Origin of the sequence: Desulfomicrobium macestii (genome assembly GCF_014873765.1) — a bacterium.
GTDB classification, from domain to species: Bacteria; Desulfobacterota; Desulfovibrionia; order Desulfovibrionales; family Desulfomicrobiaceae; genus Desulfomicrobium; species Desulfomicrobium macestii.
This window is the reverse complement of record NZ_JADBGG010000014.1, coordinates 42654-58050: the sequence shown is the minus strand read 5'-3', so window position 1 is coordinate 58050 and position 15397 is coordinate 42654. Positions and strand designations below refer to the sequence as shown.

Annotated in this window: 15 protein-coding genes; 5 read left to right on the top strand and 10 right to left on the bottom strand. The window is 60.2% G+C overall.

The features are described 5' to 3' along the window. Positions 1-49: 49 nt before the first annotated feature. The 7 genes from H4684_RS10380 to H4684_RS10350 all read right to left on the bottom strand — a co-directional run bounded on the left by H4684_RS10380 (position 50) and on the right by H4684_RS10350 (position 9191). A complete protein-coding gene (locus H4684_RS10380; RefSeq protein ID WP_192623674.1) occupies positions 50-403 on the bottom strand; it encodes a hypothetical protein in 354 nt (117 codons plus the stop codon). After that, positions 400-912 carry a hypothetical protein gene (locus tag H4684_RS10375; protein ID WP_192623673.1) on the bottom strand — a complete coding sequence of 171 codons (513 nt, stop codon included), beginning with the start codon at positions 910-912 and terminating at the stop codon, positions 400-402. Before H4684_RS10375 ends, H4684_RS10380 begins: the two co-directional genes overlap by 4 nt. Then, complete coding sequence (locus tag H4684_RS10370) at positions 909-5498, bottom strand: minor capsid protein (RefSeq protein WP_192623672.1); 4590 nt, start codon at positions 5496-5498, stop codon at positions 909-911. Before H4684_RS10370 ends, H4684_RS10375 begins: the two co-directional genes overlap by 4 nt. Next, a complete protein-coding gene (locus H4684_RS10365) occupies positions 5498-7006 on the bottom strand; it encodes a phage portal protein family protein (RefSeq protein ID WP_192623671.1) in 1509 nt (502 codons plus the stop codon). Before H4684_RS10365 ends, H4684_RS10370 begins: the two co-directional genes overlap by 1 nt. Positions 7007-7120: 114 nt before the next feature. Beyond that, positions 7121-8644, bottom strand: coding sequence for a terminase large subunit domain-containing protein (locus tag H4684_RS10360; RefSeq protein ID WP_192623670.1), 1524 nt, complete (start codon positions 8642-8644; stop codon positions 7121-7123). Continuing rightward, positions 8644-8922, bottom strand: a complete 279-nt coding sequence (locus H4684_RS10355) for a hypothetical protein (RefSeq protein WP_192623669.1) — start codon at positions 8920-8922, stop codon at positions 8644-8646. The genes H4684_RS10360 and H4684_RS10355 overlap by 1 nt, the downstream gene beginning before the upstream one ends. Then, positions 8919-9191, bottom strand: coding sequence for a hypothetical protein (locus tag H4684_RS10350; RefSeq protein ID WP_029917946.1), 273 nt, complete (start codon positions 9189-9191; stop codon positions 8919-8921). The genes H4684_RS10355 and H4684_RS10350 overlap by 4 nt, the downstream gene beginning before the upstream one ends. A gap of 140 nt (positions 9192-9331) precedes the next feature. Here H4684_RS10350 and H4684_RS10345 point away from each other — a divergent pair, with 140 nt between their 5' ends. The 3 genes from H4684_RS10345 to H4684_RS10335 are packed head-to-tail and all read left to right on the top strand — an operon-like array spanning position 9332 to position 10829. Further along, positions 9332-9526, top strand: coding sequence for a hypothetical protein (locus H4684_RS10345; RefSeq protein WP_011366959.1), 195 nt, complete (start codon positions 9332-9334; stop codon positions 9524-9526). A gap of 33 nt (positions 9527-9559) precedes the next feature. After that, on the top strand, positions 9560-9934 hold the full coding sequence (locus H4684_RS10340; protein WP_040200626.1) for a hypothetical protein: 375 nt from the start codon (positions 9560-9562) through the stop codon (positions 9932-9934). Then, entirely contained in the window at positions 9915-10829 is a 915-nt protein-coding gene (locus tag H4684_RS10335) for a tyrosine-type recombinase/integrase (RefSeq protein ID WP_192623668.1), read from the top strand. The genes H4684_RS10340 and H4684_RS10335 overlap by 20 nt, the downstream gene beginning before the upstream one ends. 600 nt (positions 10830-11429) lie before the next feature. On the opposite strand, the gene H4684_RS10330 is transcribed toward H4684_RS10335, so the two are convergent. The 3 genes from H4684_RS10330 to H4684_RS10320 all read right to left on the bottom strand — a co-directional run bounded on the left by H4684_RS10330 (position 11430) and on the right by H4684_RS10320 (position 13077). Next, a complete protein-coding gene (locus H4684_RS10330) occupies positions 11430-11930 on the bottom strand; it encodes a hypothetical protein (protein ID WP_013219077.1) in 501 nt (166 codons plus the stop codon). A 91-nt stretch (positions 11931-12021) separates the two neighbouring features. Further along, a complete protein-coding gene (locus H4684_RS10325) occupies positions 12022-12300 on the bottom strand; it encodes a hypothetical protein (protein ID WP_011367837.1) in 279 nt (92 codons plus the stop codon). A 3-nt stretch (positions 12301-12303) separates the two neighbouring features. Further along, complete coding sequence (locus H4684_RS10320; protein ID WP_192623667.1) at positions 12304-13077, bottom strand: hypothetical protein; 774 nt, start codon at positions 13075-13077, stop codon at positions 12304-12306. Between the two features lie 627 nt (positions 13078-13704). On the opposite strand from H4684_RS10320, the gene H4684_RS10315 reads away from it, so the two are divergent. Continuing rightward, a complete protein-coding gene (locus tag H4684_RS10315) occupies positions 13705-15213 on the top strand; it encodes a Fic family protein (RefSeq protein ID WP_192623666.1) in 1509 nt (502 codons plus the stop codon). Between the two features lie 18 nt (positions 15214-15231). Continuing rightward, positions 15232-15387, top strand: coding sequence for a hypothetical protein (locus H4684_RS10310; protein ID WP_192623665.1), 156 nt, complete (start codon positions 15232-15234; stop codon positions 15385-15387). Positions 15388-15397 lie beyond the last annotated feature (10 nt).

The window sequence follows — 15397 nt, the reverse complement described above, 5'->3', positions numbered from 1 at the left end:
GGTTACTTACCGGAAGCGTCGGCGATGTGTCGGAGGGTGACGGCGAAATTCAGCGGACGGGGTTCAGCCGGGCCAGAACGGCCTTGCCGCAGGCGTCGAGGGAGGGGTATTCGTCGCTCTCGGTGATCTCGGAAAAGACCCCGTCATAGGGGGATCGAGACAGCCGGTGGTATTCGAGAAAATCTGCCGGAAGCGAGGTGCCCCCGGCCTCGACCAGACGGTTGACCACCCAGGCGGCTTCGTCCTTGCGGTCGGCAAGCCCGCTCGGCCCCCGGTCGAGGTAGTACATCTCCACATCCAGACCGGGACCCGGCCCCTGAACCCAGACGCCCACGGGCACGTATTCCGGGACGGTGGCCTCCCGATCGGCGACTATCGAGTCGATCATATAGCGCAGTTTCATGACCAGTCCTCCGCGATCCGGAGATGCTCTGCCAGAAGCTGGGCGTCGATCCGGTGGAATCTTTCGGCGTTTTTTTGTCGGTAGGCGATCCAGCGTTGCCAGTCCGCCGCGAGCTCGGGCTCCGAGACCGGCTCCATCATTTCGATATGGTGAATCCGGCCCAGATCGTCGGCCAGCTCGACAATCAGCCAGCCTTCGGCCTCCTTGCCGTCATGTTCGGCCATCAGGGTGTCTTCGACCCGGACATCGACCACTTTGATGGTGTGGGCGTGCTGAAAACCCTCGTCGTAACCGAGTGCCTTCCACAACAGCCAGAAATCGGTACGCAGATGGTTGCCAGCGGTGTCGAAATGGGGTGCGATCCGGGTGACGGTGAAACTGTCCACCAGGGTATCCAGAAAGAGATCCCCGGATTCCCTTACGGTCATGCGGCTGCCCCGGTTGTTGAACCAGTGCAGCGCTTCCTGCAGCCGCTGTTTCTCTTGTTCGATAAAGTCCTTCATGGTCATTGTTTGCGTTTGCTCCAGCTTTGAGGGGTATGGACGATGTCCTCCACCTTGCGCCCGTCGGGTAGTTTCTTGATGCCGCGCCGGGTGAAACTCTGGATGATCTCCCGGCGTTCGTTGTCGCTTCTGGCGACGATGAATTCGATGTTGTCCAGCAGCGTCACCGAGTATTTGAAGATGGTCTCGTTGCCATGGCGCTGCGAGAACCGCTTCCAGTCGTCGATGCTGGCCCCCCGGTTGCGCTGCACGTAGTCGTCAATCACCTTGCCGTAGGCGTCATGGTCATAACTGATGGCGTCCATGCGCCGCAGCAACTGTTTCTTGAAATAGAGGGCCGGTGAGGCGTCGCTGGCCGGTTGCTTCTTGATCCGGGTGAAGAAATAGCTCGCGCCGCCGGTCTGCATGTCAGCCACCGGGGACATTCCGCCCGGAGCCACGCCCATGCGCATCTTCTCGACCGTGCTGACCATGGCTCCGTTGTTCTCCATGATCAAGTCGATGAAGCCGGACATGCTCTCGCCGTTGGTCAGATCGTGGACCAGCGAATAGCCCTTCATCTGTTTTTCCAGCTCCTCATCGGTGATGTCGAACCGGAACTGGTGCCGGTATCCGCCCTTGGCGTCGCGGTCCAGAAAACCCGCCTGGTATTCGCCCAGCGGGTTGTATCCGGAAAGCTGGGTGATGTCCTGAACTCCCAGTTCCTTTTGCCAATAGCCGCGCAGAGCCTGGACCCGTTCGGTGGTGGTGGCATTGCGGTCGTCGAGGGATTTCTGCAGTCGTTTGTAGTCGGCGCTCTTGTCGGTCTTGCGGATGTAGGCGAGCTTTTCGAGATACATCTGCTCGGCGTTTTCCGCCGTGGCCACCCGGGTATCGATCCCAAGCTGTTCGAGCTTTTCCAGCATCGCCTCGACCCGTCTAGGGGTGGCGTCGCCGTCCAGGATCATTTCCAACTCGCCGCGCTGGGCATAGAGGTTGGTGTCGGACCAGGGGCGATAGCGGACCCGGGTGCCGTCCTCGAAGGTGACGGTGTACTGGTGCCCGTCCTGCATGCGGGAGTTGTGATTGAACAGCGTCCGGTTGTCGATGTCGTCGGCCTCGACGGTAATGGTGCCGGACCCGATCCTGCGCTTGGTATGGGTAACCTTGCCACGTTCCACCTTGAACGGCGGTTTCTCCTTGGGTTTCTGCGCGTCGAGCTTGGGCAAGTACTGATCGAATACGCCGTTGGTGGCCCGGTCCCAGTCGACGGACTCTTCGATCTCCTTGACCCATTTCAGATAATGGTCCGCCATCTCCTTGACCTTGGGGTCGGCGCTCTTTTTTAGGGTCTCCAGTTTCTTGCTCAGGCGCAGGGCCTTGTCGATCTTGGTCCGGTTGTACTTGCCGTCGCCCACGTGGAAATTAACGTTTTTGACGGCGTCCAGAATCGTCGGAAAGAAGCTGTCTTCGACCAGCGGTTGTCCCTTTTCCCCGGCCGCCGTCTGCACATACCTGCGTAGCACCTCGTCGATGCGGCGATCAGTGTCCGGCCGGATCTTCATCTTGACCACGGTGCGCTTCTTCCCCTTGAAGCTCTCGGTGAAGATCAGCGCGTTCTGGTCCTCCACGTCGCCGCTGTCGAAGGGCAGCGTCTTGCCCTGCCAGCCGAGTTTGCGGGCCTCCTCGACCAGGGTCTCTTCGGCGGAGGAGAGCAACTTTTTCTTCCCGGTGGCGGTACTCAGCTTGTCGAAACGGAAGCCCCGATCCCCCAGCACATCGGCGTAATAGCCTTCGAAGTCCCGCCTGAGATTGTGTTTCCGCTCCAAGACCAGATCATAGAAATGCCGCAGCCCGGCCGGGTCCTTGGAAAACCGTCCCTCGGCGTAGGGCCGCAGCAGATCGAGGTAATCCTCGTCGGCGATCTTTTCGACTTCCTGGATATAGCGAAAGGTCGCGTTCGGATCGACCCGTACCTTCCCTTCCTTGGCCGCCCGGAAGACCTTGTTGTAAAACGGCTCTTCCTCGCCGCAGACACCGTTGGGGTGATAGTCGAGCGAGAGCTTGTCCTGCCCCAGAAACTTGAATGCCTGGCCTTTGTCGATGCCGTAGACGCGACCGTCCCGGGCGCGGATGAACTGCTTGGAATGTCCGTCGTGGTTGGCGATCAGCCAGTCGACCACATGCTCGCGCTGGATCTGCTCCAGTTCGATGGTGGTCAGATCCTGGGGCAGGATGTTGCGAAAATCGAAGTCGTCCCGCAGATCGGTGCGCCATTTCTGGATGGAGCCGGTGCGGCCGTTCAATTGGATGGTGCGCACCTCGATGGAATGGGGGTCGATCAGGCGGCCAATCTTGTAGGCTGCTTCCTCTCCGAAGGCGATGAACTCATCGTCCTTGCGGCCAACGGGCTTGAACAGCCATTTGTCGCCGTTTTCGTCGGTCCAGAACTCCTTTTCATGTGCGCCGCCGACAGCGGCCTTGCCGGTTTTCTTGAATTTTGACGGCAGACCTTTCTGCTGCCACGCTGAATCGACTGTGGCGAACTCCGCGCCTTTCTTGCCGATCTTGGCCTCGGGCGGCTTAACCGGGCTCGGCTGTGGAGCCGGTTTCGGCGGATCTTTCTTCGGCGTGGCGGGCTTGGCAGGAGCGGTTTTCTTCTTGCCGCCATGCTTTTCGGCCCAGGCGGCGTGCTTGGCGTCGATGCTGGCCTGAACCGCCTTGATTTTCGCGGGATCGGTCTCGGTGAAGAGCGTGGTCAGCTCGTCTTTGTTGGCCCACTGCCAATACTGAACCTTGGTCTCCTTGGCGAGCGTCTTGAGCTCCGTCGATTTCAGCTTACCGACCTGGTCCTGGAAGAGCTGTTTCTTGAGGGCGATTTCCTTGCTGTGGGCCGCCAGCAGATCCTGGGGTAGATCGGTGCCACCGGAAACCGCCTGTTCCGCCTTGGCAATCGCGTCGAGGAAATCCTTGTAGCCGGTCGGCGTGTCGGGAACGACCACGGCCTTGGCGGCGTCTTCGAGTGCCGTTTTCTGTTTCAGGATCAGCTTTTGTTTGGCCTCGTCGACTGCCTTTTTCTTGACCGACTCGACCATGTCGGCACCGGCCTTCTTCTGCAGCGCCTCAACGAGCTGCTGCTTGTTCTTGAGGATGCCGATGCCGTGCTTCTGTTTGGCCGCCGCGAGTTCCTTGCCCATCAGGCCGCTATGGTCCACACCGGGCTCCAGCTTATCCAGCAGCTCGATGGTCTCCTGTTTGGTCATGTTGAGGGAGATGCCGTTCTCCTTCGCCATCTCCTTGAGCTGATGGGCAGTCATGCCCTCCAGCCCCTCGGCGGGAGGGATCTTCGCCATCTGGGCGGCGAGCAGCTTGGCCTGTTTGAGTTCCGCCTGCTTCAGTCCGAGCAGCTCGACCAGTTCTTCCTTGGTCCGCAGCAGACCGATCTTGTGTTCCTTGAGCTTGGCGCTGAGCGCCGCTCCGGCCAGGTCGCCGTGATCGATCCCCGGTTCGGCCAGATCGAGCAGCTTGATGAAATCGGCCTTGGTCCGGGCAATGGCCACGCCGTTCTGTTTCGCCAGGGTCTGGAGTTGTTTCACCGTCAGCGAACCGAGGTCGGCGATGTCGCCGTTTTCAAAGGCGCTCTTGAGCTTGGCGTTCTCCTTGGCCTGGGCGTCGGCCATGCCTTCCAGCACATGGGGCGGGAGAATGCAGGCGTCCCCCTGCGATGCCTGGGCGGCGGCCTTGGCTGCCATCTCGCTACCGCAGACGGTCATCGGCCAGGCCACGATGTTGGTGCAGCGGCAGTGCGGATGTGCGGGTTGCTGGGGGAACTTGTCGATGGGAAAGGTCTTGCCGTCCAGGCCGCCGCAGACCGGGCACATGCGCTCGTCCTCCATGGCCAGCCATTCCAGCTTCTGGATGCCGACCCGCTCGTGGAACTTGAGCCTGCCCATGTTGTGGGCGCGGAGAACCTCGGTGCGGGCGATCATCTCCATGCGGTACTGCGCCTTGCTGAACACCCGGCTTCCTGCCTGGCGAAAGGAGTCCTTGTCGACGATCACCTTGCCCATGTCCCGGACGATGTCGTCGGCTCCCTTGCCCGTGGCGACGCCGTTCAGGATGGTTCGCTTTATACCGTCTGAGAGTTCGCGGTGGACGTCACCGGCAAGGGTAAGGTTGTACTGCGCCATGAAGTCGAGGGCATTGGTGTCGACGATGGTGAACACCTTGGTGGCCAGCTTGTCGATGCCTTCGGGCTTGAGGTCGGCGTAGAACGGCAGCGCTGCGTCGGCGAGTTCTCCGATACCCTGTTGGATACCGAGCTTGAAGGAGTCCTTGGTCGTCTTGCGAAAGACCAGGGTCTGCTCCCGCTTGAGCCGCTTCATGGTGTCGTCGAGTTCGAGCTGGAGCTTTTCCAGCCCCTTGAGGGCGGCGAGCTTGTTGTCCGGCAGGGAGCCGAGGGAGCGGTACTGGAGGATGGCGCGGGCGACCTCGTCTTCGGCCTGTTTCAGCGCCTGGGTAAGCTGGGCCGTAACCTGGTCGTTGTAGCGGTTGCGGGCCGTCAGGCTTTTCAGGGTGGCCGCCTGGATACGCTGCTTGAGGTCCGACGGCATCAGCGGGACTCCCGGCGGTCGATGAAACGACAGGCCGGGGCGTCGAAAGTACGCTCGCTGTTGTGGACCCGGCAGTAGTTGGTGTCAGCAATGAAGTGGCTGCACTCGTCGCACACGGCAGCAATGCCGGTGGACTCCAGGTCGCCCGACCAGACCAATGCCGCCTCCGCCGTTGGTTCATCGTCCTCGGTAGGAATCCCGAGCATCTTCCGGGCGCGAGGCACGCTGAGGATGCCGGAGACGACCATATCCACCACCGGTTTCACCTGCTTCTCGTCCATCAGGTCGATCTGCTTGCGTTCGGTCTCGCGGTTGGCGGCCTCGATGTCCGGGTCCAGGTCCATCTTGAGCTGAAGGCTGGAGCGGCTGATGAGCTTGCGGTCGTAGAGTTCGATGAGGAGCTTCTTGAAATCGACCGCGTCGCTGGGGTCGAGGTCGTTGAAGATGAACTGGATGCTTTTGTCGCCATGGCCGTTCAGCTCCATCCAGTCGTCGAAAACCCAGTCGAGGAGCTTGCGTGCGGCCTGTTTGATCTCGCGGATCATGACCATCATCTTCTGCATGCTCACCGAGGCGGTGGCGAAATTCGGGCCGTCGCCGGTCACCAGCGAGCGTGACAGACCCAGGGCCACCACGATGTCTTCCTTCACCTCCTTGACCTTGTCCTCCACGTTGAGGACTTGGCCATCGGTGCCGTGGGTTTCGACATTGACGTAGAACGGGACCACCAGGCCGCTTTTCATGTCCATCTTGTTGACCATGTCGCGGACCTGTTCGAGCATTCGCTGGTCCGGCATCACCATCTTCTGGCCGAACGCGCCGCCCACCTTGAGCAGGCGGAACGGCGTGGCCCAGCGCTTGGCGATGGCCTGTTCGGCCCGGCGGTAGTCGCGCAGCAGTTCGATGGCTTGAAAGGCTGGAAGCACGAGGGAGTTGCCCCGGGGCGAGAAGGCCGGAGCATCCCATTTGAGGTGGACCACCTGTTCGACGGGCAGCGGGATGGATTCCCCGCCGCCGGGGGTGTCCTCGGGAAATTGCCGGGCCTCGATCAGTTCGCCCTGGGCGTATTTGACCTTGACCGAAACCGGGTTGACGCAGACCAGCTCCTCGATGTCCTGGCCGGACTTGGTAAAGCGCTTGAAGCCGATGGCGTCGCCTTTCACCAGGAGTTGAAGAACCATGTCCTTGATGAACTGCGTGATGTTCAACCGCCAGGCGGCCTCCAGGGCCTGCTCCTTGAGGGTCTCGTCATCGCTGGTGATCTTGATCTCGTCGCCCACAGCGAAGGTGCGCCAGGAGTTGACGCAGTTCTTCACCAGCGGCTCCTCGACGTAGTATTCCCAGGCCTTACGGGCGCGTTCTTCCCAGGTGGCAGGAATCGCTTCGGCGGCGTTGACCTTGGCGAAGGCTGCCGAGTCGAGCGCTGCCGCTGCGGCCAGCGGCGCGATGACAAAGCCGGTAGTGTCCAGGCTTTCGGGTTGTTCGTCCTGATGGGCGGTGCTTTCCACGTGATCCTCTCGGTAGTTTCGGCCATGACAGCCGCACATCCGGCCCGTGTGGGCCGAACCCGGCTTGATGCCGGTTACTTACCGGAGCGGGGTGGAAAGCGTCGGAGGATGCGATCAGATGAAGACCGGATTGGTGAGCACGGGTTTGAGCGAAACCACCTCTTCGCCGACCGGGTCGAGGTTACCTTCTTCCCGGATCAGCATGGCGCAGCGCACCGCGTCGATGATGTGGTCGTTGCCCTTGGAATAGATGATCTTGCCGTCCCGCAGGGTGTAGGTGTGGGTGGTGAACTGGTCTTCCACCTCCAGGTCGTCCGAGGGGAAAATGACCTGCTTACGCTGTAGGGCTCCGTTGATGAGGCTGGTCATCAGCTCCTTGGTTCGCTTCTTGATTTCCTTGCCGTCCCGCACCGCCAGCCGGGTCATGCCGCCGAAGTCGTATCCCTTGAGCCTGCCTTCCAGCTCCAGCCCTTTGTACTTGTCCAGGGTGAGCAGCTCCTGAACCACCGCCAGACCGTTTCCGCCGTTGTCCACGCCGATGCCCGCCGGGGTGTAGTAACGCTCCAGCAGCGCGATGATCTGGGCGATGTGCGGATAGGAAACGTGTTCAAGATGCACGCGCAGGATCATCTTCAGCAGCGTCCGCTCGCCGATCTCCGTCTCCTGGAATACGACGATCTCGGTGGGGTCGTTGGTGTAGCCCAGGTCGCCGCCAACCCAGAACTGCCCGCTGCGGGGAGTGAGGTTGAGCAGCATCTCCAGCCGGTCGTGGGCCGCTTCCTCGGTGTCGCAATCGCGTAGCTCGGAATCGGTGATGACGATCTTCTGATACTCCAGCAGATCCTGCCGACAGAGGTTGAACTGCTCGACATTGAAGGCCCCATAGGAAGGCTTGCCGTGTTCACCGGCCACCTCGTGCTGCCAGCCGGAACTGTCGCGGCCGCCGTAGAACTCCAGCAGTTCGGCCTCGCGATCCTCAGTCCAAAGAGGGTTGAGCCAGGACGGCCAGCGGAACACATGGAACTGGTCCGACGAGGTGAGCCGGTAATAGGTGGTGTCGCGCAGGCCGTTGGGCGTGGAGTAGATGCGTAGCGTCCCCCCGGCCTTGAGGCACTGGCGCAGCGCCTTCCAGGCCCGTTCGGTCAGCCAGGCTCCTTCATCGACCCAGACGCGGCCGACATGCAACGAACGAAAGGCGTCGCCATAGGCCCCGGCCGGGCGGAAATAGAGCACCGAACCGTTGGTGAACTCCAGTCGGAAATAGGGTTTGCGGTGGATCTTGGGCTTGCCGTACTTGGTCAGAGCGATGCTGTTCATCAGATCCGGGTTGCTGTCGAGCTGGAACTCGATCTCCTCGATGATGGTGTCGAGGTGCCCCTGGTGCGGAGCCGCGATGAGGCCCTGGCCGCCTCGGGTGGTGAAGGCGTAATGGAGCGCGTCGGTCGAGAGCACGATGGACTTGCCCACGTCCCGGCCGTCGAGGTGGATAATGTTCTTGGCCGGGCAGCGCAGGTCCTCCACCTGGTGCGGCCAGTAGTCGCGGCCTGAGCCATCCCGGTTGTAGAGGTAGGCTTGCCCCCACAACACGGGATCGCTCAGGGTCGCCGCGAGTTTGCGCTCCTTGTCGGTTACCGCCATCAGTGCATTCCCGTCCTCAAGGCGTTGCCGAGGATGGTGCCCACCAGTTCCGTCAGGATCTGCTGCACTGCCAGGGTGTTCTTCCGGTCGTGGACAGCCTCCTGAATGTCGATGATGGCCTGGTCCAACTCCGCCCAGGCCCGGTACTGCTGCTGAGCCGCTTCCAGACGACCGAGGGCGTTCTCGATCCGTCCCGCCGCCAGTTCGGTGCCGATTTCGACCAGGGCCTCACCGGCCTGGCGGACGGCATCGCTGTTTTCCTGAAGGATCTCTTTCATTGGCCTGCCTCCTGGTTCGAACCGTTGGCCCACTGGTCAAGGGCGTCCACGGCGGTCTGCAGGCGCAGGCCGACACCAGTCAGGCGCTCGGCGTCCGGGTGGCCGACCTCGCGCAGCGCCTTGTTGGCCTCGGTCACATACTCGGGTGTGTGGCGGTTGACGGTGGCCACCGCCGACTGGATCTGGGCCGGAGGTCGGTAGGTGGCGCAGCCGGTCATGATCCCGGCCAGGGCCAGCGGGATGGTCCATTCGAGGGTCTTCTTCAACATGTTGATCTCCTTTGGTTTATGGGTTTGGGGCACATGCAGAAAGATCTCTGCAAACACTTGATTTCCAACGAAATAGAAGCGTCATTGGATGTGACGCGGGATGGTCCCGCATCCACGAAAACCGGAACCGGAGGCAGGCCATGACCTACGACAGAAACCGCCAGCAGGCACTCAAGGCGTACCGAGAAAAGCAGGAGAACATCGCCCGGCTGATCGAGGGCATTCGCGGCAAGCTCGAAGCGGACGCGAAGCAGCCGGACATCACCTGGGCGAGCGTCGGCTCCCTCGGCCACGTCGAGGAACTGCTGCGGGAGCTGGACGAGTTCCTGTCCTGAACACACCGGGCCACCGACAAAGGAGACATCGACATGACCGAATGCACCGTGCATCAAGCCGCCGAGGCTTTCATCGGCTACCTGCGGGAATCCGGAAAGAAAGAGCGGACCCTTTACACCTACCGGAAGGACCTCGACGCGGTGGAGGCCTTCTTCGGCGCGGATCGCCAGCTCGCCGAGATCCGGCTTCCCCAGGTCGGCAAGTTCTACAAGTCGGACTTGCTGCTCAAACTCCCCGACGGCAAGGAGCGGGCCGAGCGCACCGTCGCCAAGACCGTCCGGGTGTTCCGCATGATGATGGTCTGGGCCAGGGAGTCGGGGCGCATCGAGGAGCTGCCGCTGCCCAAGAGCACGCCCATGGGCCACAGCCGGGTAAAGGAGTCCAGCGATGAGCAACCGAACGGCTGACCTCGATCTGACGGGCGCGACAGAGGCGTTCTGTGCCCGCCTGTCGGCCGAAGGACGCTCCCCGGCGACCATAGCCGCATACCGCCGGGACCTCGCCCTGGTAGTCCGCGTGGCCGGGGAGCTGGCCCCTGGGATCGTCTGCCGGGAGGTCACGGTCGGGTTCCTCGACCAGGTGTTCTCCGCCGGGGCGGTCACTGAGAGTGAGCGAGGCCCACGTTCGGCGGCCTCGCTCCATCGGATGAAGGCGGCGGTGCGGGCCTTTTTCGCCTGGGCCGCCGAGACGGGCGTGGTCGGTGACAACCCGGCCCGGTCCATCCGCATGCATCGGTTGCCAAGAAAGCTGCCAGTCTTCCTGACCGCCGCCGAAAAGAAACGTCTGCTCAAGGAGCTCAAGGGGCGGACCGATTTCTCCACGCTGCGCGACCGCGCCATGATCGAGGTGTTGCTGGGCACGGGGATCAGGCTTGGTGAACTGGCCGCGCTCGACATGGATGACATCGACCTCGACGCCAAGCATCTGCGGGTGCGGGCCAAGGGGAATGTGCCGCAGGTCAAGTTCATCAAGACCGACCTCCGCACATTGCTGCGCCGTTACCTGGCCGAGCGTCGTCGACACGGCCGCCCAGAAATGGAAGCCCTGTTCCTGTCGAACCGGGACGGCAGACTCTGCCAGCGGCAGATAGCCAACCGGCTCGCCCACTGGCTGCGGAAGGCCGGGATCGAAAAGGAACTGACGCCGCACGGGCTGCGGCATACCTTCGCCACCCACCTCTACGGCGCGACCAATGACCTGCTCGTGGTGCAGCGGGCCTTGGGGCACCGGGACGTGTCCACCACCCAGATCTACACCCACCTCGTGGACGGTCAGCTCGAGGAAGCCCTCGAACGCCTTTGATCCTTCCGGACCCGACGATGGGAGCGGCCTCGGCTGCTCCTGTTTTCGTTGGGCGAGACAGTGTCGAAGACAGTGAATGACAGTGCCCGCAGAAGAACACATCCGCCGATGATGAATGATCATGACGGAGGGTCTCTACATCCCGGGTGGGGCGGGAAATATCGATTGACCGGAATTTCTCCTTCGCTGTCTGTCGGCCGCACATCGCTATAACTGCTTGGCTTGTGCGCTCCAGTCGCGGAACACACATGGCAATATCTGCTTGGCATATGCGAGGGCCGTTGCCGAAGGAATGGCTGTTTGCGGGGCTTGTCCGGTTCGGCCTGGGTCTCGACATGCCAATATCTACTTGGGTTGTGTGAGAGAGCCCCGGCGTGAACATGCCTATATCTGCTTGGGTTATGCGGCTCGGCTTATGTGCACACATGCCAAGCGGATATCGGGAGCTGCTGGAGGAAGTCGAGGAGTGGAAATGATGATCGGCAGCCGGAGAATGCCGATTCCGAAAGTGCAAGGAACACGTCTTATCCGCAATTCCTGGTGAAGCTGTCTGCCGCAAGTCGCCGTGTGCCGGGGTCATCGGAAAAGCCCTCCATGGTGTTATCCGCAATTCTTTCCGTGTTTCTTGCGGCCGGAGGGTTTCGCGCCCGGGGTGTTGGCAGCCTCGGCCACCTTCTCAAGCAGTGCCGCCGCCCATTCCGCCGGAGAGGTCTGCGGGCCTTTCGGCTCCTCACCCTCGCGAGCAATCTTGGTGGTCTTGAGATCCTTCATGTGGCAGCGGATCATCCGGTCGAGCTTTTCGGCGGCGTCGGTGTTCCCCTCGATCTGGGCGCGGACCAGCTTGACCGAGTAGACGCCCACCAGCTCCACTTGCAGGAAGTCGCTGGACTTGTTGAACTCGAAGTCCTGGTTGAGGCGGTCGATGATCGCGTCGAACATGACCTTTTCTTCCGGCGTCAGACAGCGGTCGGCGAAGATGCCGTGACGCAGCCGGTTCTGGTTGCCCTCGGGCGCACCAGGCCCGCGCCGGGGCGGTTCGGTCTTGCCCTCGTTGCGGTGCCAGCGGTCCAGCGTCTCTTTGTCCGGTTTGTTCAGTGCCACGTGGAAATCCTGCCGAATATTGTTTTCCCAAGCCGGGATGCGGGGCGGGAGGCCGATTTAGCCTCCAAACGCGCTCCCGCCGGTTCAGGGGTTACTTACCGGAAGCGGCGGCCAACTGTCGGTCCCGGTCCTGTTTTCGTTCGGCGGCGATGATCTGGTTGACCCGGCGGGTGGTCACTCCAGCGAGGTTGGAGATCTCCTGGCTGCTGATCCCCTGCAGATGAAGGGCAAGCACCAGGTCGCGGCGCTCCTGGTAAAAGCGGCTCGGAGCCGGGACCCAGAGAATCCCGGTGTAGTGCTTCTGGATCTGCTCGAAGAGTTCCTCGGGCAGGACATCCTTGGCGTTGGCGTAGCGTTTCTTTTTCTTCACGGCTCAATCCTCCACTTTCTTCATCCACGGCTGCGGCACGTCCGGGTTGTAGAACCGCAGCGTGCTGGGACGCCCGGACTTCGGCCCATGGATAATTTCGATAGAACGCTCGGTGACCTCGCCAATCTCCTGATCGCCATCGACGAAACAGACCAGACCGTAGTCCTCGCCGCAGGGAAACCGGAAGCGGCCCTGGTTCTGATAGAGGCGTGCCTCGGACCAGCCCATGGCCATGGCCTCCTCACGGATGGCGTCGACCTTGGCGACTGCCTGGGAAGTCACCGGCTGCTTACATTTCCAAGCTTGGTTGCCGGGATAAATCCAGTCCTTTCTGGGAACTTCGACGGGTTTCTCCTGGGGCTCGGGACGAAGCGTGGGTGGCCGGTAGTTCTTTAGGGAAAATGCCTGCAGGACCTCCTGCAGGCTTTCCTTGTCGAACTCCCTGATGGCCAGCTCCTGCAGGGCGTTGAATCTCTGCCGCAGCGTGTTCCAGGCATCCTCGGGGAGCTTTCCGGCCTTGTGCGCGGCTTGGGCCGTGACCATGCGGGAACGTAGCCATGCAAAGTATTCAGGAGACAACAGACGAAAAACCTTACCGTTCTGCTCGATGTCGATCTCACCCGTCCGGACCCAGGCGAACTTCTTGATTTCAAGATCGGTGGTGACGAAAAGGGACTGGCAATGTTGCGAGGTTTCGGAAACAGCGAGGCAGGCTTGGCTGTCGGCTTTGGGGGCATCCGTGCCGAGGTGACGGATCATGGTAGTCAGAAGGCTCATGGTAATTCTCCGGAAACGTTGGTAGTCATCGTTTCCCGTTACTTACCGGAGCCCCTGTGCGGGTGACGGAACTGTAGAAAGGGGTTTCTACGCCTCAGACCCTTTCTACGGCACCTTTCTACAAGCTAAAATAGTCTTGTAATCAATAGGTTATGATTATGATTGTAGAAAGTGTAGAAAGGTTATGGAAGTTACTTACCGCATGGGAATTTTTTCCGTGAGCCGACTCCGAGGTCGAAGAGCACGAAAAAATAGTGAGTCAGGGGGAGTGACCCCGGAAACCTTTCTACCATTTCTACGCATTTGCATAAAATACCGTTAAACCAGCATGTTACTTCGTAGAAAGTGGTTCCAGGGACTTTCTACGGCGTAGAAAGGTCTTTCTACCGGAGGCTGTGCATCCTCCGCCGCATGCCGACGGCCTCAGTAACTGTTTTCTGAGAGTGCAGCCCATTTGTAATCATATTTTTAGTTGCAAACACGTTTTTTGAGAACCGCCCCCATTTTGACCTCACCCCAGGCATTTCAAACAATTCTCTTGAAAATTGCAGCCAATTTAACTATATTTTTAGCTTAAAGGCTTCTCGTAATCGTTTTTTGAGAACCGTAACGATTTTTTGAGGTGTTATGACATTGGACACGAACCAGAACCGACTGGCGGGATATGCGATTCTGATCTCGCGTTTCGGATTGAGCGCTTTGCCGAACTGGCATACGTCCTCCGTCAGCCCGACCGGGACGCTGCGCTCGACTATTCAGGATGGGCAAGTGGAGTCCGTCTATCCTCAGTCCTATTGGCCCGGAGACGGAACGGGAGACCACCTGGAGTTCGCCCTCAAATACGACGGCGTTAATCTTGGCATCCTATCGGCTCTTTTCGACGTGGTCCCTGCGGATGAGATAACGGCCTGGATCAGCTCGAAACCGACTGGGAAATACGCCCGCAAAATTTGGTTCCTGTATGAATTCCTGACCGGACGGGAACTTCCGCTGCCGGATCTGACCAAGGGGAATTACACGCCGCTGCTGGAGCCGGACCATTACTACACCGCAGCGCCCGGCCGTCGCGTGCAGCGTCAGAGGGTCATCGACAATCTGCTTGGCGGGAAAGATTTCTGTCCCATCATCCGGCGAACCGAGAAACTCGCCGCCATGGAGGGGATCGACCTGCGGAAAAAGTGCGAGGAGGTCGTGACCTCCTATCCACCGGAGCTGCTCAGACGGGCACTGAGCTACCTGTACAACAAAGAGACCAAGTCCTCATTCGAGATCGAACACATCAAGCCGAGTGCCTCCCGAACCGAGAAATTCATCGGCTTGCTGGAGATGGCCGAGCACAAGGATTTCTGCGAAAAACCGCTCCTGATCGACGTGCAGAACCGCATCGTCGATCCCCGATTTCGAGACACGGACTATCGGGCTAACCAGAACTACGTTGGTCAGACGATTTCCTACCAGAAACAACTCGTTCACTTTGTTTGTCCAAAACCCGACGACCTTCCGGAACTGATGGCGGGATTGCTCGCTGCCCATCAAGTGATGAAGGACGGCGAGGTTCCAGCCATTATCCATGCCGCCGCCATCTCCTACGGCTTCGTCTTCATGCATCCCTTCGAGGACGGCAACGGCCGAATTCACCGGTTTCTCATTCACAACATCCTGTTCCTGCGCGGTGCGATTCCGAAAGGGCTGATGTTCCCGGTCTCCGCCGCCATGCTGAAAAATCCGGCGCTTTACGACCACTCCCTTGAGGCGTTCTCAAGCCCGTTGATGCGGTTGGTTGAATACGACCTGGACGATCTGGGTCAGATGACCGTGCCGGGCGAGACCAGGCGTCTGTACAGGTACGTCGATATGACCGCTCAGGCGGAGGCATTGTATGATTTTGTCAAGCTCACCATCGAGAACGAATTGGTGGAAGAACTCGATTTTCTGGCGAATTACGACAGGACCAAGCAGGCCATTCAGGAAATCGTTGATATGCCTGACCGCCTCATCGATTTGTTTATCCAGCTATGCCTGCAAAACAATGGTCGCCTTTCGGCACGAAAGAGGGAATCGCATTTCGAATTTCTGACCGATGACGAGTTGGCTGCCATGGAGAACGCCGTCCGGGAAGGATATGCGAGGGACTGAGCTTTGAGGAAATTGAGATTGAACATGCAGAAAACCGCTCAAAACGAGCAGAGCAAACATTCTGCTGCGTTACAAGAAATACTTGCCCTTGGCGAACGCCAGATCAGGGATGGCAAGATCCAGCCCGCCGCAGAGGTCATCAAGCGACTACGAGAGCGGCGGAGGGAACCCTGAAGAGAAAAGG

Coding starts and splice junctions, on each gene's coding strand:
- H4684_RS10380 (WP_192623674.1), bottom strand. CDS start 403: ATGAAACTGCGCTATATGATCGACTCGATAGTCGCCGATCGGGAGGCC.
- H4684_RS10375 (WP_192623673.1), bottom strand. CDS start 912: ATGACCATGAAGGACTTTATCGAACAAGAGAAACAGCGGCTGCAGGAA.
- H4684_RS10370 (WP_192623672.1), bottom strand. CDS start 5,498: ATGCCGTCGGACCTCAAGCAGCGTATCCAGGCGGCCACCCTGAAAAGC.
- H4684_RS10360 (WP_192623670.1), bottom strand. CDS start 8,644: ATGGCGGTAACCGACAAGGAGCGCAAACTCGCGGCGACCCTGAGCGAT.
- H4684_RS10355 (WP_192623669.1), bottom strand. CDS start 8,922: ATGAAAGAGATCCTTCAGGAAAACAGCGATGCCGTCCGCCAGGCCGGT.
- H4684_RS10350 (WP_029917946.1), bottom strand. CDS start 9,191: ATGTTGAAGAAGACCCTCGAATGGACCATCCCGCTGGCCCTGGCCGGG.
- H4684_RS10345 (WP_011366959.1), top strand. CDS start 9,332: ATGACCTACGACAGAAACCGCCAGCAGGCACTCAAGGCGTACCGAGAA.
- H4684_RS10340 (WP_040200626.1), top strand. CDS start 9,560: ATGACCGAATGCACCGTGCATCAAGCCGCCGAGGCTTTCATCGGCTAC.
- H4684_RS10335 (WP_192623668.1), top strand. CDS start 9,915: ATGAGCAACCGAACGGCTGACCTCGATCTGACGGGCGCGACAGAGGCG.
- H4684_RS10320 (WP_192623667.1), bottom strand. CDS start 13,077: ATGAGCCTTCTGACTACCATGATCCGTCACCTCGGCACGGATGCCCCC.
- H4684_RS10315 (WP_192623666.1), top strand. CDS start 13,705: ATGACATTGGACACGAACCAGAACCGACTGGCGGGATATGCGATTCTG.